This window comes from Paenibacillus sp. FSL K6-1318 (assembly GCF_037976905.1).
In the GTDB taxonomy this organism is placed as follows: Bacteria; Bacillota; Bacilli; order Paenibacillales; family Paenibacillaceae; genus Paenibacillus; species Paenibacillus amylolyticus_A.
In genome coordinates this window covers 3,008,350-3,031,795 of the sequence record NZ_CP150270.1, presented here as the reverse complement: position 1 = coordinate 3,031,795, position 23,446 = coordinate 3,008,350, and the positions used below count along the sequence as shown (strand labels likewise).

16 protein-coding genes are annotated in these 23,446 nt (G+C 46.2%); 1 reads left to right on the top strand and 15 read right to left on the bottom strand.

From position 1 onward, the window contains the following. Positions 1-44: 44 nt before the first annotated feature. The 15 genes from NYE45_RS13425 to NYE45_RS13355 form a co-directional block, all read right to left on the bottom strand. Positions 45-1,142, bottom strand: a complete 1,098-nt coding sequence (locus NYE45_RS13425) for a Gfo/Idh/MocA family oxidoreductase (protein WP_062834239.1) — start codon at positions 1,140-1,142, stop codon at positions 45-47. A gap of 12 nt (positions 1,143-1,154) precedes the next feature. Then, positions 1,155-2,078 (bottom strand): AraC family transcriptional regulator, encoded by a 924-nt coding sequence (locus NYE45_RS13420; RefSeq protein WP_340017004.1) that lies wholly within the window; start codon positions 2,076-2,078, stop codon positions 1,155-1,157. 24 nt (positions 2,079-2,102) lie between these two features. After that, on the bottom strand, positions 2,103-3,107 hold the full coding sequence (locus NYE45_RS13415) for a Gfo/Idh/MocA family oxidoreductase (protein ID WP_340017003.1): 1,005 nt from the start codon (positions 3,105-3,107) through the stop codon (positions 2,103-2,105). Positions 3,108-3,409: 302 nt separating this feature from the next. Beyond that, on the bottom strand, positions 3,410-3,943 hold the full coding sequence (locus NYE45_RS13410) for a DUF5412 family protein (RefSeq protein ID WP_340017002.1): 534 nt from the start codon (positions 3,941-3,943) through the stop codon (positions 3,410-3,412). A 120-nt stretch (positions 3,944-4,063) separates the two neighbouring features. After that, the gene (locus NYE45_RS13405; protein ID WP_340017001.1) at positions 4,064-4,711 is read right to left on the bottom strand and encodes a restriction endonuclease; all 648 of its coding nucleotides are present in this window, start codon (positions 4,709-4,711) and stop codon (positions 4,064-4,066) included. A gap of 210 nt (positions 4,712-4,921) precedes the next feature. Next, complete coding sequence (locus NYE45_RS13400) at positions 4,922-7,714, bottom strand: alpha-mannosidase (RefSeq protein ID WP_340017000.1); 2,793 nt, start codon at positions 7,712-7,714, stop codon at positions 4,922-4,924. A gap of 18 nt (positions 7,715-7,732) precedes the next feature. Next, positions 7,733-8,557 carry a carbohydrate ABC transporter permease gene (locus tag NYE45_RS13395; RefSeq protein ID WP_076211825.1) on the bottom strand — a complete coding sequence of 275 codons (825 nt, stop codon included), beginning with the start codon at positions 8,555-8,557 and terminating at the stop codon, positions 7,733-7,735. Positions 8,558-8,579: 22 nt separating this feature from the next. Further along, complete coding sequence (locus NYE45_RS13390; protein WP_036608294.1) at positions 8,580-9,446, bottom strand: sugar ABC transporter permease; 867 nt, start codon at positions 9,444-9,446, stop codon at positions 8,580-8,582. A gap of 67 nt (positions 9,447-9,513) precedes the next feature. Beyond that, positions 9,514-10,893 (bottom strand): extracellular solute-binding protein, encoded by a 1,380-nt coding sequence (locus NYE45_RS13385; RefSeq protein WP_340016999.1) that lies wholly within the window; start codon positions 10,891-10,893, stop codon positions 9,514-9,516. A 96-nt stretch (positions 10,894-10,989) separates the two neighbouring features. Continuing rightward, positions 10,990-12,291 (bottom strand): glycoside hydrolase family 125 protein, encoded by a 1,302-nt coding sequence (locus NYE45_RS13380; protein ID WP_340016998.1) that lies wholly within the window; start codon positions 12,289-12,291, stop codon positions 10,990-10,992. Positions 12,292-12,514: 223 nt separating this feature from the next. Continuing rightward, entirely contained in the window at positions 12,515-13,687 is a 1,173-nt protein-coding gene (locus NYE45_RS13375; protein WP_340017369.1) for a GntR family transcriptional regulator, read from the bottom strand. A 153-nt stretch (positions 13,688-13,840) separates the two neighbouring features. Then, the gene (locus NYE45_RS13370; RefSeq protein ID WP_169479597.1) at positions 13,841-14,023 is read right to left on the bottom strand and encodes a sporulation protein Cse60; all 183 of its coding nucleotides are present in this window, start codon (positions 14,021-14,023) and stop codon (positions 13,841-13,843) included. 143 nt (positions 14,024-14,166) lie between these two features. After that, on the bottom strand, positions 14,167-14,928 hold the full coding sequence (locus tag NYE45_RS13365) for a YheC/YheD family protein (protein WP_340016997.1): 762 nt from the start codon (positions 14,926-14,928) through the stop codon (positions 14,167-14,169). Positions 14,929-15,128: 200 nt separating this feature from the next. Then, positions 15,129-20,378 carry a S8 family serine peptidase gene (locus NYE45_RS13360; RefSeq protein WP_340016996.1) on the bottom strand — a complete coding sequence of 1,750 codons (5,250 nt, stop codon included), beginning with the start codon at positions 20,376-20,378 and terminating at the stop codon, positions 15,129-15,131. 650 nt (positions 20,379-21,028) lie between these two features. Beyond that, positions 21,029-22,486 (bottom strand): alpha-L-fucosidase, encoded by a 1,458-nt coding sequence (locus NYE45_RS13355; protein WP_340016995.1) that lies wholly within the window; start codon positions 22,484-22,486, stop codon positions 21,029-21,031. A gap of 122 nt (positions 22,487-22,608) precedes the next feature. On the opposite strand from NYE45_RS13355, the gene NYE45_RS13350 reads away from it, so the two are divergent. Further along, entirely contained in the window at positions 22,609-23,442 is an 834-nt protein-coding gene (locus NYE45_RS13350) for an AraC family transcriptional regulator (protein ID WP_340016994.1), read from the top strand. Positions 23,443-23,446 lie beyond the last annotated feature (4 nt).

The following is a 23,446-nucleotide window of genomic DNA, read 5'->3' as shown; positions in this document are numbered from 1 at the left end:
TAACAGGACAAAGGGTTCTGTAATCTATTCTTTTTTTGTATGTTCTATGCTTCGCTAGCGTTATTCAGGTACACGGCTTTGCCAGTGCGAGCAGATTCATAGAGTGCTTCCAGGATCTGAGATACAACCAGCGCTTGTTTTGGTGTAACGACTGGCTCCTGATCGTTCTCAATCGCTTCAATCCACTTTCTCATCTCCACATCCGGCGCGCTCTCACTCTTACCATCATAGAAAGCTACCCCGCCTGCACTCAGTTCAATCTCGTTGGTATATAGACGGCTGAATTTCTCGCCATTGATGCGCAGTCCGTTCTTCATATCCGCACCTGCTTCGCTGCCGCTCAAGCTACATTTGGCCTCATCCACGTCCAGTGAGTTAAGTGCCCAACTGGATTCAAGCATGATCGTTGCCCCATTCTCCATCACAATCATGCCGAAGGCCGAGTCCTCTACGGAGAACTGTTTCGGGTCCCATGGGCCCCAGGCATTGGCTGCATTTTCACGTTGCGAAAGCTCATGATAAGTCGTGCCCAGAACAACCTTCGGTTGATAGTTATCCATCATCCAGAGCGTCAGATCGAGTGCGTGTGTACCAATATCAATCAGCGGACCCCCACCTTGCTTCTCCTCATCCAGGAAAACACCCCAAGTTGGTACTGCTCTACGTCTAATCGCATGTGCTTTGGCAAAATAAATGTTACCCAGGTCACCCGCTTCGCACACCTTCTTCAAATACTGACTGTCTTCTCTGAAACGGTTGTTGTACCCAATCGTCAGTTTCTTGCCGGTACGTTCTGCCGCTTCCAGCATGAGCTGCGCTTCAGCAGATGTCTTCGCCATTGGCTTCTCACACATCACGTGTTTGCCTGCCTCCAGAGCAGCAATAGAAATCTCGGCATGAGAAATATTCGGTGTAAGCACATGCACAATGTCCAAAGACTCATCCTTGAGCAATTCCTGATAATCCGTATAGACTTCGGCTTCAGTAGTACCATATTTCTGTTTGGCTTCATCCGCACGTTCCTGAACGATATCACAGAAAGCCACCAGTTCTACATTATCCAGTTTACTCAGACTCGGCAGATGTTTACCATTCGCGATTCCACCACAGCCAATAATTCCGATACGATATACTTTACTCATATATATTCACCCTCACTTAAGTATTGGTTGTTTCATTTTACGAAAAGCCGACGGGGTCATCCCCAGACGTTTACGAAATACAGCATGCAAATAGTTGGCATTATTGAAGCCAGAAGCGAGAGCGATCTGTTCAATGGATACGCTGCTTTCCTCCAGATTGCGGCACACGGCGCGCAGACGAATATCCTCCAGTACGCGGCTGAACGGCATCTCGGGCTGTACCTGATAGAAGATTCGCTGCAATTGTCTGCTGCTAATATGAAGTTTCTCAGCTACATGCTCCAGCGTCACCACTGTAGGGTGGTTCGCCTCCATATACTGTACTGCATACTCATAGCGATACACCGACATATCCCGGACAGGAGCTTCTGGTCGATTGCCACCGGTGTCGTATGCTCGCACGGTTTTGAGTAATATGCTAATGACCAGTTGCTTAATGGACGTATAATATCCTATTAATTTGTGATCACAGGCCTCATAAGCTTCCAAAAAGCAATGCATCGCCCGATGATAATCATTCACCGGAGCCAGCGGAAGCGTTCTCAACTTCTCCATCGTTTCCTCGGATTCAGCGGCTTCCCAGGGATCAACATGCTCTCTTGGCTTGTGAACGATATCCACATGAAGACATAGTTCATCCATATCCTCTTCGGCGTCCGCCTCTTGATAATGAACAACACCCGGTCCTGTTAGATACAACATACCTTCCGAGAGTGCATGTGTCTGATCATCCAGAATAACTTTGCCTTTACCTCTCGGGATAAAATGAAACTCGAACTCCGCATGATTATGGAAATCCACAACTCGGCCCGCTGGAAAAGAAGTCAGATGAAATCGCATCACACGAATCTCATAATGTCCCCAAACCATTAGAATATCCAGTCTCTCCAGGAGATCCTGCCGCTCAAGCATTTTCTCATAAGGATACAGGCTCAAGATTGCACACCTCCCTAATAAAATCTAATCCTTCAACTCATTCAGAGCGATTCTGCGCCCTTCCTTGGCAGAGAGATTTGCAGCTTCCATCAACCGGGTTAGCTCCATAGCAATCTGCACGTTTTCAGTTGCATCTGTATCATTCTGTATATGTGCAACCCATTGTTTGAATGCGCTTTCTCTTTGGTCTGCCAAAGGAAGCTCAGTCCACTCTTGATACTGCCCCTGTGCTGCTTTCGTGCGAATTAATAGTTTTTCATCGGGTGTTCCATACAGTAGTGTACCTTCCGTACCATGAACCTCAATTGTAAACGGAGAATAGCTGTTCACAAAACCAGCTTCGACAACCCCGACTGCTCCCGAGTCCGTAAACAAGGTTGCGACTGCATTATCTTCCACTTCTTTGCCTGTAATATATCCGAAGTTCGCGTTAACCGCAGTTACTTCCTGACCCAGAAACAGTTTGGCGAGATACATTGGATGACAGCCCAGATCAATCAGCGCACCGCCCTGACAATCCTTCAGATCATAGAAGTGTTCAGGCAACCAGTTGGAAATCGCTCCATCATGGGATAAACGCGCTCTAACATAAGTCACTTTGCCAAGTAATCCTTGGTTAAGTACATCCTGAATCGTTAGCGTATACCCTGCATTCAGACGTGGTAAGGAGACCGTCATTTTGACCTTGTTTGCCTTTACCTCATTAAGGATTCTATTGGATTCCGCCTGTGTCGACGCAATAACCTTTTCCGTGAAGATGTGTTTACCTGCTTTTGCCGCAGCGGTGATTACGTCTTCATGGATGCGAGTTGGCGCATCTACAATAACGGCATCGATGTCGTCCTTGGCGAGCATATCTTCGAGTGAAGCATAGAATGGTACGTTTAAGCGTTCCGCAGCTTCCTGCCCCCGCTTGGCATCTTCATCCCAAACAGCGGCGATGACTGTATCCTCATGTTCCTGTGCCTGCTTGATGTAATCCCATGCATGAACATGCCACATGCTAATTTTACCAATTCGAATGGTCAAGGTTGTCTTACCTCCATACTATATAATATTCTGACATTTATCTATAAGTTATCACAGACTTAATCTATTTTTAATAGAAACTCACGACAATTAATGTATAAAATCACGACATGTTCAACTTCTTTGAAAATTTTTCATTACAATCCCTATCGTATCCTAGGCGGGTATCAACTTATGTGAGCTATACTCATCTGATGAGAGCACTTCTCTTCACCTTTTTTCATATAACGCAAAAAAAGCAAAACTCCGTAAAGGAATTTCGCTTTAGCTATCAGTTAACTTTTAAAGAAAATCTTATAAATTTAAGGGCTACGATGTACAGTTTCCCCGTTTAATAAATCAACTTTTTGATCATTGATTGAAATCGTGTGGTTATTGATCCATTCGAGGTCTACCTGATCTGTCTTTCGCTCATAATAAAATACTCTTTTAAACCAAAGAGGTCCTTTCAATTCCCCTATAACTCCAAAAGATCCCATGGCACCAGCATCAGTTTTATAGAAACTTATTGTATAGTTCTTATCTGGTGAATGTGTAGTTGTAATTAATTGTTTTGATCCTGAAAATATCGATGTAAATGATAAAGCACCCAAAAGGATGAAGATCAATACTACGGAGAGAACCGTCGAGACCCAACTTCTTACCTTCGTAGACTTGTTCGATTTATCTTTGAAACCAAGTATAGCTAGAGTCAGTCCTAAAATAGAAAGAATTAGAATTACATCGTTGGGAGGAATAACTAGCCATTTATTATTCATATGAGAATATAGTGAATACATCGAAATAAAGTACAAAAAAAGCACTAAAAACAAAGCACTCCAGCTTAATTTTCTCACTAAAGTTCTACACCCTCTTCCCACTTAGGTTACGCATGAACAATCAACGTATCATTCATTTTTAATAGGACACTCGTTTGTTGATCATTCATCACAAAATCTACTGAATAATATGTATGTTCACTTACTCATCACTTTTTTTACATACTTTTCTGCCTTGTAATCTTTTCGAACCTCATGTAGCGTGTTGCTATTCGCTTCCGACCAGGATTCAAGTATCATCCTCGGTTCCCCTTCAATGATGTCACGCGCCTCAATCATATCACCGTCTCTAAAAGCCTCAATCACATGAATTAAGTCAGTTCGATCAATCAACTTTACAAAGTTAATACCAGCTAATGTCTCACACGATTCTGTGAAATGGGATGAAGTAATTACGATTGCTTTCTTAGCCTTGTAATATCTCATGCAAGAAAAGACCTCTTGCACAGCGCTGATTCCGACTGGATACTCTATTGAATATCGCTTTGCTTGGATGACATTTCTAACACCTTCCCGATCAGTGAAAACTACGTCAGCACCAAAATCGCGACTTCCTAACGTTTTATAGACCCCGGAATAGCCCAACTCAATTAACAATCTGTACAAGTACATCTCGAAGCCAGAGCCATCCTCCATCCTGTCTATATCAGCGATAGTAATGGCTTTTAAGTCGTAATTCTCCTCAGTAAGCACCGTTGATTTCTTTTGTTTACGTGCTAAACTCAGGACCCAAAGGCTAAGTGCAATAATCACTACAACGATGAATACAAATAAAATATAGATCATTAGGTCTACCTCCATTACAACAAACTAGCACAATAATACCACATTTTTCTATATTGGAAATTAATTATTTTATTGGATAAAAAGAACTTAAAACGAGCAATAATGCCGCTGTAGCATCCTTCAATAAGACAATGTTTTGACTAACAAAAACCTCCTATCCACACTACCGTGAACAGGAGGTTTCTAATAGTATAATGTTCAATAATCAACTCAACGTAACGCATACCCTTGTGTAACAATCTTGTACCCCGATACCGTCTGGCTGTGTCCCTTCAACGTGCCTTTAACCCGTTCTAGCACATCGCTCTCATAGGCGGAGGTACATTCAACTCCAGGCTGAACGTTCAATTCAACGGATTGGGAGTTCAAATTATACCACCGAGCAATCAAATCTCCGGTTTCCTCTGCGATCTTAAGTGAGGAGAATGCCAGTGTCGAACCTTGTGCATTCCACGCCAGCCATTGCTTCGACAGAGGTAGTTCCACCTTCTGCCCATTAGCTTCGACATGACCTTCCCGCTCAAACGTACGCGCTAATGACCCTAGCTGTACAGTCGTCCACGGAATCGGATACACGTATGCGGATGCACATGCACCTGACTGCGCCGCATCGCCCGCAAATGGAATAATCGCATATTCCACGCTCTGAGGTCCCAGACATTGGGCTTCCGGTGTTTCAAACACACCCCAATCTCCTAACTCCGAAGAGGCACGCAACAGTGTAACCGCAATCGTACTGCCATCTTCATGCTGCAAAATCTCGTATTCATTCAGCCCTTTGTTCGCAATCATCAACCCGTGATTACCATCAGTCACATGTACAAATGCTTGCTGATGCTGCGCATTACTCGGATTCACCCATTCCTTGGCCGGTGTGTTCGAACGTTTGGCAACCTCAAAGATGGAATCTGCATAATGTTCCTCTGTCACCAGTCCGGATGGAAAGAGTGCGCGCAGCCGATGATCCTTGGCCTGATTGTTAAATTCAGACTTTACCTTGACCATATTACTGCCTGCTTCTAGCGTATACGTTGTCTTAATCACCAACGGAACAGTGTTCTTCACCCGCTGCGCCTTCCGTTCTGTAAAAGGAACCATTTGGCGCTTCTCCAGTTCGAACAGTTCGTCTGCTCCAGCAGGAATATCCCAGCGTAATACACTCTCCATGACCACCCGATATGGAGACTGCTCCACGATCCGCAAATCTGCCTTCAGATGCTCCGTGGTCAGCGTTATTTCTCCGTCAGGCTGGCGATAGACGTATTCATTGCCGATATCACCCGTATTCTCATATGAATTCAATCCCCTGTATACAGCACCAGAGACCTTATCTTCAATCGTTGCCGTACCATTCTCTTCAACCGTCACCCGCATTTGACCGTTCTCCATCATCATTCCCTGAACCTGGATGCGTTCACTCGTATCGGGAACTTCAGCAATCTCTGCTTGCTTCTCGACGGGAATGAGAGCATACGTCTTATACCCCAGAGAAGGTACATCCATCGCCTGAAAAGTCACTTTTACTTTACGAGCCATATAAGGCTGTCGGAAGCGATCTTTCGGAAGTTCATAGCCGAAATGTGCACCCAGATCCTTGATTTCTGCCGAATACACGTGTCCATCCGAATCGATCAGCTGATACGCTGGCAGTGCATCTTTTTCCACCTTCTGCGCAAGTGCCTGAGGATTAGGACCTTCTGAGAAAAATGCTTTGTCCACAATTAGGTCCATCTCAATGATTCCATTTCGATTCCATCCACTCGTGTTGAACACAGTGAACAGCACCGCTTCCTCTCCCCAAGCCTCAGCATGTTGCACACGAATGGACTCGGCAATCGCCTGCGCGCTCTGGGATACCAGTTTCTCTGCGAGCTGTCTGCTTTTCGCAAAGCGGGTCACCATCTCACGGTGAACCTCATCGACACTGCATCCGCAGATGCTATCGTGTGGGTGGTTCTGCATCAGCATTTTCCAAGCATGCGTCAACAGATGGTGCGGATAATCTTTTACCCCCGCTATATGGGCCATCGCAGCAAGCGGTTCGGCTACTTTTTCAAGCAACGTCTGCCCCTGCTGATTCAACTGTTTCAGATACACCCTCGCGGATGCCGTATTCACCAGTGTTCCCCAACCATCCGTGTGCTGACTGCGAAGCTCACCCTCAATAGTCGCCAGATGCTCAGGGACTTCCTTCGTAACCGCCTCAATGTAATCGTCAAAATTGGAGTGAATAAATTCCACATCAGGATACAAGGCCGCTGCCGTGCGTAAAGCCTCTGGCAGATCCGTCTGGATCGGCTGATGATCACAACCATTCATGAACAACAGATGTGGGGTCGAGGCGAATTTCTCGGCATCTTCCAGATTTTTGTCCCAGTAGGCTCGGGCTTTCTCCGAATCAACCGGAACCTCCATCCCATTGCAATACCAATTCGCGAACAAAATGCCGAGCACTTCCGAACCATCCGGCGAACGCCAGATCATCTCGGAATAGGGAGATTCGTAACTGTCTGCATCAACCACGGCATTATTGAATCCGGTAGGCTTTACCCCGCGCCCAAAGATCGCGTTATGAATGTCCGCCTGTTGCAGAATCTGCGGTGCCTGTCCCATATTTCCGAATGAGTCCGGGAAGTATCCCGTCTTGGATATCACGCCCAAAGGTCGAGCATCACGATGACCGATGAGCAGATTACGCAAGTTGGCCTCGCTACTGGTCAGAAACTCATCCTGTAACACATACCATGGACCAAAATGGATGCGTCCTTCACGAATATAACGGTCGAGCCTCTCCTGCTGTTCAGGCCGAACCTGCAAATAATCTTCACGAATAATCGTCTGCCCATCCAGATGGAAATAACGATATTCCGGGTCCTGATCGAGCGTGTCCAACAGTTTATCCATCAGCTCAATAAGAAGAACATGATGGTGTTCATAAGGCATATACCATTCGCGGTCCCAATGGGTATGTGAGATAAGATGTGCCGTCTTTTTGGTAGTCATATTGCGTACCTCCTGTCATTAACCTTTAGTTGCCCCACCCATGCTGAAGCCCTTGGACATGTAACGCTGGGAGAAGATATATAGCACAACCGAAGGCATTGTATAAAGTAGTGAAAATGCAGCCAATCTGCCGTATTCAACCATACCGTGGCTGCCGAAGAATTGATAAATCGTAACCGATGCCGGAAGTTTCTCCGGTGTCTGGAGCAGGATGTATGGCACGAAGAAGTTGCCCCAACTTCCTGAAAAGGTAAATATCGCTATCGTTGCAATACCTGGCAACATCAGCGGAGCCACGATTCGTCTCAATCCGTTCCACACGGATGCACCGTCAATCCATGCCGATTCTTCCAAATCGATTGGCACCGAATCCATGAAGTTTTTCATCATCCAGATGCCGTAAGGAAGTGAGGATGCAGTCAGGAACAGCATCGTGGCAATGATGCTATTTTGCATTTTGAAGAACAGAAACATTTGAAATACCGGAACCATCACGGCAGTAATCGGAAGAGCTGTCATGAACAGAATCGATAACAGGAAGCTTTTTTTGAATCTCATTTCATAACGGGATAACGGATACGCAGCAAGAACAGATACCAGAACAACCAATATCGCTTGCCCTCCCGACAGAATCAGGCCTACACCGAATGAACGAAGATTGCTCGAGTCCCCGAGCACATCTTTGAAATTTTGAATGGTCCAGGTACTGGGCATTTTGATACCCTGTTGCGCGTTCGGGTCAAATGAAGCCAGAATGATCCAGAGCAGCGGCAATAAAAAACAGAGCCCTAGAAAAACTAGAATCCCGTACTGGATTTTGCGTTGAAGCCCATGTTTGACCATAGGGATCGAACCTCCTTCATGGTTACACTTTCACTTTCATAGATCGCATGTAGAACAGGCTGGCGATAATACCGATGAACAACAGAACCAGAGATATGGCTGTGCCGTATCCAAATTGATAGTTCACAAAGGCCTGGTTGTACATGAAGATCGGCAAGGTTTGTGTTGAAGTACCCGGGCCACCACCGGTCATCGTATAGATCAGCGTGAACACACCCAGTGTCTGTAGGGTGACCAACATCATGTTGGTTACGATGGACCCTTTTACCATTGGAATCGTAATGTGTCTGACAATCTGGAACCCGGTGGCACTATCAATAATCGCAGCTTCTTCAACTTCCTTCGGGATATCATCCAGTGCCGACTGATAGACCATCATTGAAAAGGCTGTGCCGTGCCAGATATTCGCGATAATGACACTCACCATAGGGAAACTGAACAACCAGGAGACTGGATTCGCTCCAAACCAACCGAGGATCTGATTCAATGAACCATTGTCACTGAAAAAGGCCACCATACAGAATGCCACGACAATCTCGGGTGTCACCCAACCGGCAATGACGATGATGCCAATGACCCGGCGGAACGTCACATTTTTCTCTTTCATTAGAAGGGCCAGAATGAACCCAAGCAGTACCTGACCAATCACTGCGGAGAAGATGAGAAAGACCAGCGTGCGCCAGACACTAATCCGGAAGTCCGGATCATGGAACATATTAATGAAATTCTGGAATCCAACGAACTCCAAACTCTTGGCTGCCGCACCGGTCAGAGCCATATTCGTAAAGGCAAAGCAGATCGTCAGAATGATGGGAACAATGAAAAACACAAGTAATAACAGTACGGAAGGCATAAGAAACAGAAATGAACCTGGTGCTTTCCTTTTCATAAGTCACTCTCCATTCGAACCGGAAAAAGGGGAGATTGTGCCTCCCCCTCCGAATATATCGATATCCTTATTTCTCTTCGATGCTGTCCGCGCCAAGGGAACGGGATACGTTGTCCTTCAATTGCGTAACTCCCTCTTCCGGCGTCAGCTTACCAGAGGCAATACTCTCAACAATGCTTTGCAATTGTGCGGATACCGCTGCATATTGATCATTCGCTGGACGGAAGTGGGCCACATTCAAGAGTTCCTGTGCTTCTTTGGTATATGGACGATCCGTATACCCTTCAACTTCTGTGGAATCATTACGTGGGCTAAGGCTGCCTTCCGCTACTACGCGTGCAGTCGCATTTTCCTTATTCATCAGGAACTCGATAAATTTCCAAGCTGCTTCCTTGTTCTTCGCTTGTGCAGGAACAGACCAAGCCCAGCCTCCAGACATCGTAGTTGCCCCTGGCTCTTCCCCATTTTGTGTCGGGAATGGCGCAAAGCCTATTTTCTCTTCGACGTTGGCGATTGGAGCAGCGCCGTTCTCGGCCCATGTTGAACCTGCCCAGCTACCATCTACAGCCATCGCCAGTTTGTCTTGTGGGAACTGTTGCTGGAACGCAATACTGCCAGCTTGTCCATTCAGGGCAACTTGCATGGTCGGACCTGTTTTATCCGTGTTAAACACTTGATCTATGAATTTGAAAGAATCCAGAAGGCCCGGGCTGTTAACTACCCATTTCTTGGTGGTGTCGTCGTAAAGCGTATCCGCTGTACCATAGAGCAGCATTTCCAGCGTTTGCATGGTAACACCCTCACCGTTTGCTTTGCCCACGATCATATTTAGTGGCGTCACACTTGGCAGTTTTTGCTTGATGGTACGTGCTGCTTCGAGTACTTCTGCCCAGCTCGCAGGTTTGAATGGAACTTCAAGACCCGCCTGTTGGAACAGTTCCTTGTTGTACCAGATCCCGCGTGTATCCGAAGTAGCCGGAACGCCATACACCTTGCCGTCTTCACCTGTAACCCCTGCTTTCAGGTTGTCGATGATGTGTTCTTCCCAATCGGACCATCCCTGAACCTGTGTATCCAGCGGCTCCAGATATCCCGCAGCAGCATCGGATTTGATGATAGATGTATCTTCGGCAATGACATCTGGCGCCGTGTCAGGCGACTTCATCTGCAAAACCATTTTGGACGTGTAATCACCTTCACTTGCCAATACAGGCGCAATGTTGATTTTGATATCCGGATTTTCCTTTTCGAATTGATCCACCAATCCTGATTGGAAGAATTTCGTAAGTGTATCTTCAGATCCTGAAGAACGGAACGATACGGTTACTTCCTTCTTGCCATCACTGGTTGTGCCCGTGCTTGAGCTTCCGCCCGAACAGGCTGTAGTTAAGATGAGCAAGGATGTCATAACTGCTGCTACCGGCATTTTCAATGATATTTTTCTCATGGTTCGCTCTCCTCTTGTCGGAATTCGACGAACTCCGAACGTTATGATGTACTCGCAGGTTCTCTCTTGCTTCCTTATCTATTTCTGTAAGCAATTCTATTTCTGTACGCGGAATCCGCAATAATCCATCATCAGTTCACTAAAGAGCATATTGGACCATGAAAACCATGGACGTGTATATTCATGTGGATTGTTAGCCGAAAAGCCTTCATGGGTCAGCCCTGTATCGGCATCCGTTTGTTGGATGAGCTGGAGCAATCGTAGTTTTTCATTGCGATCCTCTGTAGTCAGCCCCTGCATCGATAAAGCGATATGCCAGATGTACCCTTCCGGTGTATGCGGACTGCCGATTCCAGCAGCTGCTGTTCCCTCATAAAAATACGGATTGTGCGAGGATAGAATGAAACGGCGTGTATTCTGATACACCTCGTCGTTCTCATCCACATATCCGAGATAAGGTAAAGACAGCAGGCTCGGCACATTGGCATCATCCATCAGATTGTGATTGCCTTTCCCATCTGTTTCGTATGCATATATGGTGCCATATTCCGGATGTTCAACGGTGCCATAATCCTGAATACCTTTGTTGATCTGTTGCTCCAACTGCTTAGCAGTCGCTGCCAGCGTTTCATCCTCGAACACCGCTTTAGCAATTTCCTGTAGATATCGAAGCGCAACAACAGCGAACATATTGGATGGAATCAGATAACCATATTCACAACGATCGTCGCTGGGACGGAATCCCGACCAGGTCATGCCTGTATAGGCTGTTTCGGTACCTCGTCCATCTCGGCTGAGTGTATCGGTTTCGGGAGCATCTAGACGTTGGAACGTATAGGGTGATTTCGTCTCATGATGTTGCTCCACTTGCCATAACTGCATGATGATCTCGGCTGCTTTGCGGAACGTATCGTTGAATTGAGTTGTTCTGCCCGTATTCTTCCACAAGAGATAACTGAGCTGAATCGGATAAGCCAGAGAGTCGATCTCATACTTCCGTTCCCAGATCCAATCATTCATCTGCGTTAGGTCTTCCTGATGTCCTTTTCCACTCTCCGTCTCATTAAAAGCGTTTGCATAAGGATCCAGGAGAATATAATTCAGTTGACGTTCAACCAGTCCAGCGATCATGTCAGCGATATCTTCATCCTCTGAAGCGAGAACCAGATAAGGTCTGACCTGAGCGGCAGAATCACGTAACCACATGGCAGGGATATCTCCTGTAATCACAAAAGTCGTTCCATCTTCTTTGCGCTGAATCGTGGTCAGCATCGTATTGGTAAAACAATTTTTGAACATTTGGTTGAGTTCCGGATGGTCCGGCATACGTTTGTTAACCTTATCAATCATGTCGTATATCGAGGGGGAAATGTCTTGATCATCTCTGGGTGTCAGCATGTTGTCCTCCTTATGTAATCCATTTTGTTAACCGCTTTCATCATCCTAAGACGAATATAATGTTATGTCAATATATTTATTTGTATATTAGCATGTTATTTTGATTTAACGACAACAAATAGTATACCAATCCAACTGATTATCCCCATTTTATCCGCGCCAAAAAGAGACCTCGTTTACACGAAGTCCCTGATTGAACACAATGAATATTAAGCCATTAAAATTAACCTTTTTGTTTCACCGTACTCGTCGATTTCCCCTTCACCAAGCGGGCAGGCAGAACGACTCTGTTCACTGCAATTTCGTTGTTCTGCATACTTTGAAGCACCATCTCGAATGCCTGTTTTCCCATATCAAACTGGCTCTGTCTCATATGTGTTACACGGCTTCCTTCGGCAGCGTTCGGACTATCAAAACAAATGATGGACACATCTTCCGGAATCCTCAGACCAAGCCGATCTGCTGCCTGCTCTGCAAGTAAAGCAATATGGTACTCCGCAGCAAAGAGTGCGGTAATCTGCGGGTATTTCTGTAAATGTTCCACCAGTGTCTCCACATCACGGACCTCGACTTGAGGATCGAACACACTGGGCAATGTCGAAAGAAAAGATTCCAACCACAATTCCCTGTTTACCAGCACTCCTTGATCGTGATGAGCCTCAATGATGCCTTCAATCCGCTCTTCAATCGGTGTGGTGTTTGCCGGAGGCTGTGTCAGAAAAGCGATGTGTCGGTGACCAAGGTTGAACAGATAATTCGTCCCTTCTCTCGCCGCGCCTACGTTATCTGTACTGACAGATGAAGCCGGAATGCCTTTCAAATACCGATCAATCAGGACAAAAGGAAATTTGTTAACGACCAGTTTAAGAATCTCATCGCTGAAGTATTCACCCTGTGCGGGGAAGATAATCAATCCGTCCACACCCAATTCCAGCAGCTCCTGAATACTCTGTTCCTCCTGCTCCGGAATCCCGAAGGATCTTCTAAGTACGAGGAAACAATCATGCTCTCGCGAAGCTTCTTCCATCCCATATAACAGTTCTGTACCATACATGTCACTGAAGTTAGTAATGACCAGGCCAATGAGTAGCTTCTTCTCTGGATCTTTAACCGCAGCACGCGGAGCAGATTTGGTAGGTCTTTCCTGTAACATATCTGCCGTATCAGCTACAAAAGAACCCCGTCCCGGCTGACGAACAATCAATTGTTCACTCGCCAGCATCTCAAGCGCTTTTTTAGTCGTAATCCGGCTAACTCCGAATTCATCACATAATTCCTTTTCCGAAGGAACACGCTCACCCACTTGATATTGATGAAGCTGTATCCGTTCGCGCAAGGATTCAAAGATCTGTTCATACATCGGCTTGGATGCCGAGTCTTTCCCCAATACAAGCACCTCCATAAATACCCATACTTCTCATGTTCTACATCCTAATATATCATGTTATATCATTAATGTGAAGAAAGAGACGACTCACCTTCTGTCCTATGAGCGCAAAAGAAAAAGCATCCCAATGGATGCTTCATTTTCTGAAGTTCATTATTAAATTTATTTGGCGTACATAACCATAGCCGAGAAATGATTTATAACATAACCACCGTTAGAAACGACTACTTGAGAATACTTGATATCTACTACATTTACAGTATTGATCCCATTTAAAAATTCATTCATTTCTTTCTCCAACTCTACAGTACTTGCATTTTCAAATATTTTCACTTGTGTTCTCATCGTTCATCTCCCTTTCCATCTGATAATGACTTAAGGGATATTATACGTCTTTGAGGCATTTTGGTCGCATATCAAACTGTCGTACGCCCATCAACCCTTGTGGAACCTTGTATTTTCTAACTTCTTTTAGACACCGTTATCGATTATGGTCTGTTCTGACGGTCATATCGGATCACCTTGCGATACATCGTCTTATCCTTTAGCTGATTGAAAATATAGGGATCTGGCTTGGCATTTACCTCAATAATCCATGGCGTTAGACTTCGATCAAGCCCGATATCCACCCCAATGCTCTTCAAACGAGTGTACTTTTTACTCATGTGTCGAGCTATGTCAATGCCCAAGCGGTTCATCTCTTGAATCAATTCATTAATCCGCTTGTCGGAAGCATGGGATTTCAGCAAGGTGTGAATGCTCATTGGCTTGGCACCACTATGGTAGTTGGTCACGATTTTCTTCGGATGACCCAGTCGGCCGATGACCCCCGTCGCTTCCCATTTCTGCTGGGGATTCAACTGGACCATTACCCGTATGTCAAAGCGCCTGTTGTGATATTGCAAGAGATGAATACCTCGCTGAATGAGATAGCTTTTCTGCTTAACCAGATGGGTCAGACTTCGATGGAACGACTCGAAGCTGTTGAACGTCAGGCGCTTTTGATGGATCTGGTAGGCAAAATGGTGATGATTGTCCATCTCAGCCTTAATGACTCCCATTCCAAAGGTGCCTATCTCAGGTTTGATATATACCATTCTATATTTCCCCAGCATGGACTTAAGGTTAGATTGGCTATATCGCTGCGTATCAGGGATGAATGGTTTGATAGCCGAGTTATTCAGCAATATTTTGGTTTTGAGCCATTTACTTCGTAGCGGTTGGGATCGTTGTAATGCATCAACTCCCACAGTTCACTCCTCCTGTTAACGTATTTGTTGATCCTAATGCTGCAAACCATGCAGTATATGCAATTCTCTCGAACTAATCTTAGGCGTCAGCTATGAAAAGAGAATATAACAAAAAGCCGACAAGCCCTGATACCTCGGCTTATCGGCTTCTTGCTTAGATAGTCAAAACGCAGTTAACATCCGGTTCACACTTTGGATAATTAAGGTTGCAGACCCTCAGTGGACGGTAAACCAGATTCATTAGATTCCGTCTCTGCTGGGCTCGAATCTGGTTCTGGAACTGATTGTTCTTGAGCTGCGCTGACGAACAATCGTCCAGCTGCTTCCGCCTCTACTTTATTGCCAGCTGCATCCTGGGCACGAATCACGATAACTCCGCCCTCAAGAACAAGGGATGAAGGTGTAGTGTACGTACCTGTGTAACGACCAGGCGCAGTCTCCACCAATGGAATCTCTCCTGCCCCTTGGGCATTCAGATTCAGCGGTAGCTGAATTCGGAAAGAGGCTTGCAGACCAGGTTTACTGTCAAATGAAACGGTGACACTCTCCCCTGATGTGATGCGAACATCTTCAGCTGGCGTAATGTTCGTAAGTTCTGGCAATGCCGTTTCCACGTAGACGGTACGTGTTACGGTTGTTTTGTTGCCAGCGATATCGGTTGCTGTAATGGTAATCGTGTTCTCGCCTTCATTGATCAATACGCGATGACTGAAACTTCTGTCTTTGCCCACTTGTACGGTTTGTCCGTTAACGGTTACTTTATCGAGGAATTGTTCCACGACATTACCCGTTACGTGAACCACTTCTGCATTGATGCGATCCCCTTGAGCAGGCGTGAGAATCGTCAATTGCGGTTTGGTCTGATCCAGAATAAGGACGACGGGGAGTGAACGGTCGGTTGTTTTGCCATCCACCACTGCCTCGGCAGTAATCGCATTAATCCCAGAACGGAGCTTCACACCGTATGAGAATTTCCCATTCGCCACGGTTGTAGTGCCAGCCAGATCCTTGCCGTTGTAAAACTTGATCTGGGCACCGGATGCCGGAGACGTTCCCGATATCGTAAAAGTTGACTGATTCGTGTATGTGTTCGCTGGTGTCGTAAGCACAGGTGCATTCACAGGATATCTCACAACTGCACGAATCATGTAGTTACCTTCTTCTGCAGGTGAAGTGCTCCATGCGCCACCTACTCGCTGCCAGCTTCGTCCTGCATTCGTACCATTCTCATCAGTAGCCAGTCCCGGAGCACCAGTTCCAGCTACACTCTGTACATACACAATATAGAAATCACCCGTTACAATGACCGGTTCCGGGAATTCAACGGTTGTCCATTGATCGTTACGAAGTGCAGTACCGTCAAATGGTCCAGCCAGTTGTCGTCCCGGAGCGCCGCCAGTACCCGAAGCATCATAGACGGCATATTGGAACGCTGTACCTCCAGGTACAGGCCATTCGGTGTTCCAGAATCGGAACGATGCACCTGTCAGTTGAGCGGTCTCCAGCTCTGGTGTCATTCGAACTGCCCAAGCGTTATCCGCAGCGTTAAAAGCTCGTGCGTTCTCTGCTGTTCCATCATCATAAGCAATTTCCCCTGGGAAACCGATGAATGGTTTCAAGGCAACATTCGCCTCTGCCGTACCATTACCAGGCACCGTTACAGTAACGGTTTTACTGTAATAATCCGCAGCCCGGATGGACAGGGTATAACTTCCTTCCAGTACCTGAATAACGAAGCTGCCATCTGAACCTGTGCGAACTTCACCTACCTTGGCATCCTCCACCACGAGAACGGAAGCATCAGCCAGTGGTTGTCCTGTCCGCTCATCGGTGACTACACCTTCAATCTGTCCATGCGGAATTGCCTCCAGATTAAAGTTGGCTTTGGCTCCACTGCCGTCGGTGATCGTTACCTGCTGAGTTCGAGGATAATACCCATATGCCTCAGCTTTTAACGTGTAATCACCCGCTACGTGTGTGAAGCTATACTTGCCTGTAGCCGAATCCGTTTTCACTGAACGACCGGTTTCCAGCACGGTAACCGTTGCACTGGCAGGCAGGCTTTGTGGATTAACCGAACCTGTTCCTGGTTTTTCAACTTCCGGTTGTTGCTGTTTCGTTTTGTTGAATTCCGCTTTGTCTGTCCGCGAAATTTTGTACCAAGGGTTATCATAGGACGGTTTCGGTTTGTCACTGTTAAGCACAACCGCACTGTCCTCGGTTACGGTCTCCGCAGCAACACCCAGTACACGGAAATCATCAATGAACCAGCCTGTCTTCACAACACTGTTGTCTGAGGTCAGACGGAACCGGAATTGAACTTCATTACCGGTAAGTGCATCCAGGTCATAGAATACCGGTGCCCATTGTTTGCCGTTTGTACTGTGTGAGAATTTGCCAAGTTCTGACCATGTGGTTCCACCATCCTTGGTGACTTCCACATAACCGTAATCGTATCCACTCTCAATCTCGTACCAATGATTAAACGTAAGGGTTCCTTCGGATACATCCGTCAAATCAATAACCGGAGATACGAGTGAATAGTTGGAGCCATTCTCGTACGTATTGTCGAGATCAGTCGCCCAGACATTCGGCGGGGATACAGCGCTGGCAGGTCCCGTTACCGGAATGCCCCGTTCCCACTCATCTTTGGTTCCCGAATGAGTCCAGCCATTATCATCACTGCCGTCAAAATGATCGATATAGATGTCCTGAGGCACCTCTACTGTAATGGAAACCTCATTCGACTTGTCGCTTTCATTGCCACTATAATCAAGTGCGGCAACGGTATAGTAATACGTCGAATCCGTCACGGTAGACGTATCCGTAAACGTTGTTCCTGTTGCAGTTCCAATGGATTCATAACCTGTACCTGCTGTTGTGGAACGATATACGATATAGGATTCGAGATCCTCATCGCTCGGTCCAGTCCAGCTCAAGGCTACATTGCCCAGAATATCAGCAGTCGCAGACAATCCGGCAGGTGCCCCTGGCGCAATCTCATCCAAGGCTTCTACTTCGAAATCATCAATGTACCAACCCGCCTTTTGCACCGAGTTATCGCTGGTCAGATTGAATTTGATAAATACCTGCTGTCCCGCGTATTCGCGAAGGTCCACATATTGTTTCTTCCAATTGCCACCCGTACCCGTGAAGCTCAGCAACTCTTCAAACACATAGTCACTGTCCTCGGAAGCAATGTATACCTTGCCAAAGTCGATGTTATTCTCCAAATCATACCAGTGCTTGAAGGATAATAATGCACCTTCCGGACTCTCGGTAAGATCAATTGGCGGCGCAAGCAGATATGCATTACTATTCGCCACATAAGTCCCTTGCAGGTTGGTTGCAATCACCTTCTCACCGGAGTATGCACTTCCAGGACCGCTGCTTGGCGCTCCCCATACCCAGGTACTGCCGGTCCCACCAGTGGTGAAGCCCAGCTGATCTTCTTCAAAATCCTGAAGATATCCTGGCTGAACACCATTGGACACAGCCACTTTGTATACCTGACTTTCGAAACCGTTGTTGCCGTAATCGTTCACGCGGATATAATACTCCACGCCTTGTGGCTCAATAAGAAATGTCGGAATGGTCGCTGTATACGTACCATCTTTGCTATCTCCAGCAATTCGATTCATCGGCAGATAGACGTACTGGTTGGTACCTGTCGTTTTCGCAAAAGCCTCGACGGAGACTACCGCGACGTTATCTGTCACATGAGCGGTTAATGGTATATCGATGCCTGTAAAGGCAGAATTGACAGGGGTATGTGCCAGTACCGGCTCTTCCAGATCATCTCCGGCTGTAACTACTCTGCCGGATACCGTACCGATTCCTTCGAGCACAGAACCCACAGCATCGAGGGCATTAATGATGCCGTGACCGTAACCGTTATTAGGGGAGGTCGGATATTGACTGTCCGTTCTCGGTGTTGCTGTATCTGTAATGATCTGCTCCAGCTGATCCACAGTAAGGGAATGATTGGCCTGTAGCAGGAGTGCGGCAAGCGCAGTTGTATGCGGGCCTGCCATCGACGTGCCGTTCCAGCCTCCCTCATATACACCACCCGGAACTGCTGAACGGATATTTACCCCAGGGGCAGATACTTCTGGCTTGATCTCACCATACGGAGATGGACCCAGCAGTGAGAAGGAAGCCAGGTTACCATTAATATCTGTGGCTCCCGTGGCGAAACTTTCAGGGTAATTGGCAGGGTTCGCGACAGAGCCGGGACCACCCGGATTCGTCAGTCTTACATTACCTGCGGAGAACTCGGGAAAGATCTGCGCATCACGCCAGGCTTGGACCATAGGTCGGAACCATTCATCCAGTCCTGCGCCTCCGCCCCATGAGTTGTTTACGACATCCGGTGCAAGTTCAGGATGCAGATTGCCTTCCGCATCGACCGGAGCGATCAACCACTGTCCGCCATCCAGAATAATGGCATCCGTTGTTTCCGGATTGAATATCCGTACACCAATCCATTTTGCACCGGGAGCAACCCCGATCTGGTTGGTGCCATCCGCTTCAGAGCCAACCATCGTACCCATCGTGTGAGTACCATGTCCGTCTTCGTCCGCAGGAAGGGAAGCATTACTATGCGGATCATACCAGCTCAGTTCGGGATCAACGATATTGCCCGAAGCATCCAGTCCCCGCCATTTGCTGCGAAGCGCCGGGTGGGTGTAATCCACACCGCTATCCAGATTGGCAACGACAATTCCTGTTCCATCAATGCCCCGATCCCACACGGCTGGCGCATTGATGTAATCCAGGTTCCATTCCACGTTCTCTGTCGCAAGCTTGTCCTTTGCAGCAGGTTCCTTCTCTTTAACTCCGACTGCCGAGTCTTTAGCTGGCGTTTGGTCAACATCCTTGGCTGGAGCCGCATTCGCCGCTTCTTTACTTACTTCCGCTTTCTGTAAGTATCTTGTCTCATTCGGTAGAACTTTCTCTACCTCAGGCAGCAGCGCAATCTGTTCCATGACTTCTTTGGTACTCGTTACTGCCAATGAATTGACGATAAAATAGCTTTTATATTCTTTGACCTTGCCCAGGTCAATTTCCTTTTCCAGATAACTTTCCAATGTATATTGTGTACGTGAGGCCGTTTCCCGCAGAGAGCTGACGACTGAATTCCGAACGGACAGCTTCGTGGCTGAGGCCGTTTGTTTGGCGATCGACGCCTTTTCCAGCGCCTGTTTGGAGACCGCTGCTGTGTCCACCTGCTCCTTCATTTTCACCAGATAGGTAACATATTCACTACCTTCAAATTCTTTGGTCAACTTGGCGTTTACTTTGGATTCCGTAACTTTGGCGAGTCCAGATTTCATATCCAATTTGGATGATGGGGAGTTTTCAGCTGAAACCGGATGAACGATCGAAAATGCAAGGAGAAGCGAGAGCCCCATGGAGATGGGCTTGCGTAACCGATTAATCTTTATCAAACTTTTCCACTCCTTTTACCCGGTTTTGTAATTTAGTATGGTACATATGCCCTTCTCTGCAGAATAAAACGGTAAAATGATCTTTATTACGGACGAAATAGACGCCCTGGTTTTCACATAAAGCCTCACCTCCTTTACAGGTCTGGTTAGGGAACAATATGAGTCAGAAGAGATAACTGGATCATTCTATGATTTTTCGCTTGGACGTTTAGGAGATGGAACAACTCGGGTTAAGCCATGAGAGTGAAAGGTGTGGGTGTTTGAGTGATGCAACGAGAGTGAATGTCTATAAGCATTCATGTGGAAGGGTGATCTGGAGCGTTAGCAGAACGCTTGCTAAGGAGTAGTCAATATGTATTTCGATCGTGGTTCGAGTGAGTTAGAAAACAGTTTAAATTACATATACTAGGCAATTAGGAATTTAATTGGATTTTCTTGGTATAGTATAGAATCATTATTCGATATATACAAGTACTTTTATTGAAAAATATAGAAAATAAGTCTATTTAATGCTTTTATATGTCTCATGTCGCTTATACTTCTCCTTACACTTTGCGCATTCACGCAAATACACCTATTAAAAAAATAGTCCAAACAGACCCTGAAAAACAAAAAAAAGAACCGGCTCTTTAACCGATTCTTTTTCCCTCTTAATCCAATTCAATTTTGAAAACGACGGGTGCTATACTCTTCACGTTGGTTGTAGTAATCGTTAGTGCCTCCGCTGTTCTCTCCCATTGCGGTTGTTCCTCGTACCCAAGGACCTGAATGTCCTGAATAACGCCTTGAAAATGGTGAGAATGTTCCTTCAGCGATTTAATGTGAATCACCCCGTTATCCGGGTAGGCAAGAACCGTCGCGTACAGACTGCTTTCTTTTACCGTAAACCGTATATCTTCACTCGTAAATACCTTCGTATCCCCATCCGTGAATTGCCCTTCCTTCACCTCTGTTGGACCCTCGCCAAACGTACGCCAGAAGGATGTATCATAGATGGCTTCGCCGTTTACTTCCAACCACTTGCCGATGGTCAGCAAAATGTCCCGATCTTCATCCGGAATGCTGCCGTCTGCTTTGGGTCCAATGTTCAGCAGCAGACTTCCGTTTTTGCTTACAATATCTACGAGATCCCGAAGGATTTCCTCGGCCGATTTATAGTTATTATTTTCCGTGTAACACCATGAGTTTTTAGCGACAGCCGTATCGGTTTGCCAAAAATAGGGCTTGAGTTCAGCAAACTGCCCCCGCTCCACATCCGGAACGGCACTGCCAAACATATAGGCCTCATGTTTATAATTGACCGCTACAGGCACGCCCCATTCTTCGCCCTTGTTATAATAATAAGCAGTGAATTTCTTAAGATAGGGTTTGAATGCAACCGTTTGAATCCACCAATCAAAATAGAAAACCTTCGGCTGATATTGATCCACCAGCTCACAGCAACGAATCAACCAGTCTTCCAGATACTCCTCGGTTGGAGGCGAACCATACAGATCATGATGATCCGGTTCCGGCATGGCAGGCCAATAGAAATCACCACGCTTCAGGGGCTCCTGAATATCTGACTCAAATTCCTTCCCGTGAGACATGAAGAACCAATGCTCTGCACGGTGAGACGATACACATAAGGTCAGTCCCTGCTTCTCATAAGCAACCTTCATCTCACCCAGAAGATCCCGTTTGGGGCCCATTTCATATGTGTTATAGTGAGAGATATCGCTCTTGTACATCTGAAAACCATCATGGTGCTCGGCTACAGGCATAACATATCTGGCTCCGGCCTGTTTAAATAACGTTGCCCATTCATCTGCATCGAACTTCTCTGCACGAAACATCGGAATGAAGTCTTTATATCCAAACTCCTTATGAGGTCCGTACACCGCAAGGTGATGTTCATAAGCTTTGGAGCCTTGAATATACATATTTCGCGAATACCATTCGCTATCATAGGCCGGGACGGAGTACAGTCCCCAGTGGATGAAAATGCCGAATTTCGCCTTCTGGTACCATTCAGGAACTTGAAATGCGCTAAGCGAACTCCAATTGTCCTTGAATTTACCGTTCTCAATCGTTGCTTCGATCTGTTGCAAATATTCGTTTTTATCCATGCTATTTTCTCATTCCTTCCGTTATCGTCTGCATTTGTATTGTAGTTCTACGGCGGAAGGATAGACATGCAGAACACTAACTTTTAGATGGACAATACTAACCTTGTATGGAGATGAAGAATATGAATCACCAAACTTTGCTTACGAACTACCTGTCCAATCTGCAAGTTGAATTATTTATGGTCAACTACAATCGGTGCGACACCGATTGGCGAGATCTGGATTACACGCCTGATTACAGCAAGTTTTATTTCATATGTGAGGGTGAAGGTTGGCTCAAGATTGGCAATGAAGAGTATTACCCTACGCCTAATCAGCTTATCTTAATGCCAGAGGGGATCAAACAATCCTACTCTGCAATTAACGACCGTCCTTTTCTCAAATATTGGTGTCACTTTAGTGCAAAGGTTGGGGGAATCAATTTGTTCCAAATATTAAAGTTCCCGCACATTTGTACGATAGATCACCCTGAGTTGATTCAGGAAATCTTCAGCAGTATCCTGACATATGCAAAATCCAATGAAGTCTATGCCCATATGATGGCCAAGAGCAAACTGACCGAGTTATTGTCCCACTATATAATGAATCTCGATCTGGATCAGATCTCTTTTATTAACGTGCCTGTCATGGAGAAATTATCTGCCATTCTGGCTTACATCGATTCCAACATCGAAGAAAATATTTCAGTTCAGGAACTGGCCCAGATCGCTTACATGCATCCCAATTATTTCATTCGATTCTTCAAACAGCAGATCGGTGTTCCTCCGATCTTATACATTACAGGTAAAAAAGTTGATAAAGCCAAAGAGCTGCTGACCTGCACCCCGAACACAATAACGGCCATCGCCGAGCATCTCGGATTTAGTGATTTGTACTATTTCTCCAGACAATTCAAAAAGCATACAGGGCTCACGCCCACGGAGTATCGCAGACAAACTACGGTAGTCACAACGTAAGACG

What these genes read in the sequence shown, in the direction of transcription:
- NYE45_RS13350 (WP_340016994.1), top strand. Translation starts at nt 22,609, where the DNA reads ATGAATCACCAAACTTTGCTTACGAACTACCTGTCCAATCTGCAAGTT.
- NYE45_RS13425 (WP_062834239.1), bottom strand. Translation starts at nt 1,142, where the DNA reads ATGAGTAAAGTATATCGTATCGGAATTATTGGCTGTGGTGGAATCGCG.
- NYE45_RS13380 (WP_340016998.1), bottom strand. Translation starts at nt 12,291, where the DNA reads ATGCTGACACCCAGAGATGATCAAGACATTTCCCCCTCGATATACGAC.
- NYE45_RS13395 (WP_076211825.1), bottom strand. Translation starts at nt 8,557, where the DNA reads ATGGTCAAACATGGGCTTCAACGCAAAATCCAGTACGGGATTCTAGTT.
- NYE45_RS13400 (WP_340017000.1), bottom strand. Translation starts at nt 7,714, where the DNA reads ATGACTACCAAAAAGACGGCACATCTTATCTCACATACCCATTGGGAC.
- NYE45_RS13405 (WP_340017001.1), bottom strand. Translation starts at nt 4,711, where the DNA reads ATGATCTATATTTTATTTGTATTCATCGTTGTAGTGATTATTGCACTT.
- NYE45_RS13355 (WP_340016995.1), bottom strand. Translation starts at nt 22,486, where the DNA reads ATGGATAAAAACGAATATTTGCAACAGATCGAAGCAACGATTGAGAAC.
- NYE45_RS13385 (WP_340016999.1), bottom strand. Translation starts at nt 10,893, where the DNA reads ATGAGAAAAATATCATTGAAAATGCCGGTAGCAGCAGTTATGACATCC.
- NYE45_RS13370 (WP_169479597.1), bottom strand. Translation starts at nt 14,023, where the DNA reads ATGAGAACACAAGTGAAAATATTTGAAAATGCAAGTACTGTAGAGTTG.
- NYE45_RS13390 (WP_036608294.1), bottom strand. Translation starts at nt 9,446, where the DNA reads ATGAAAAGGAAAGCACCAGGTTCATTTCTGTTTCTTATGCCTTCCGTA.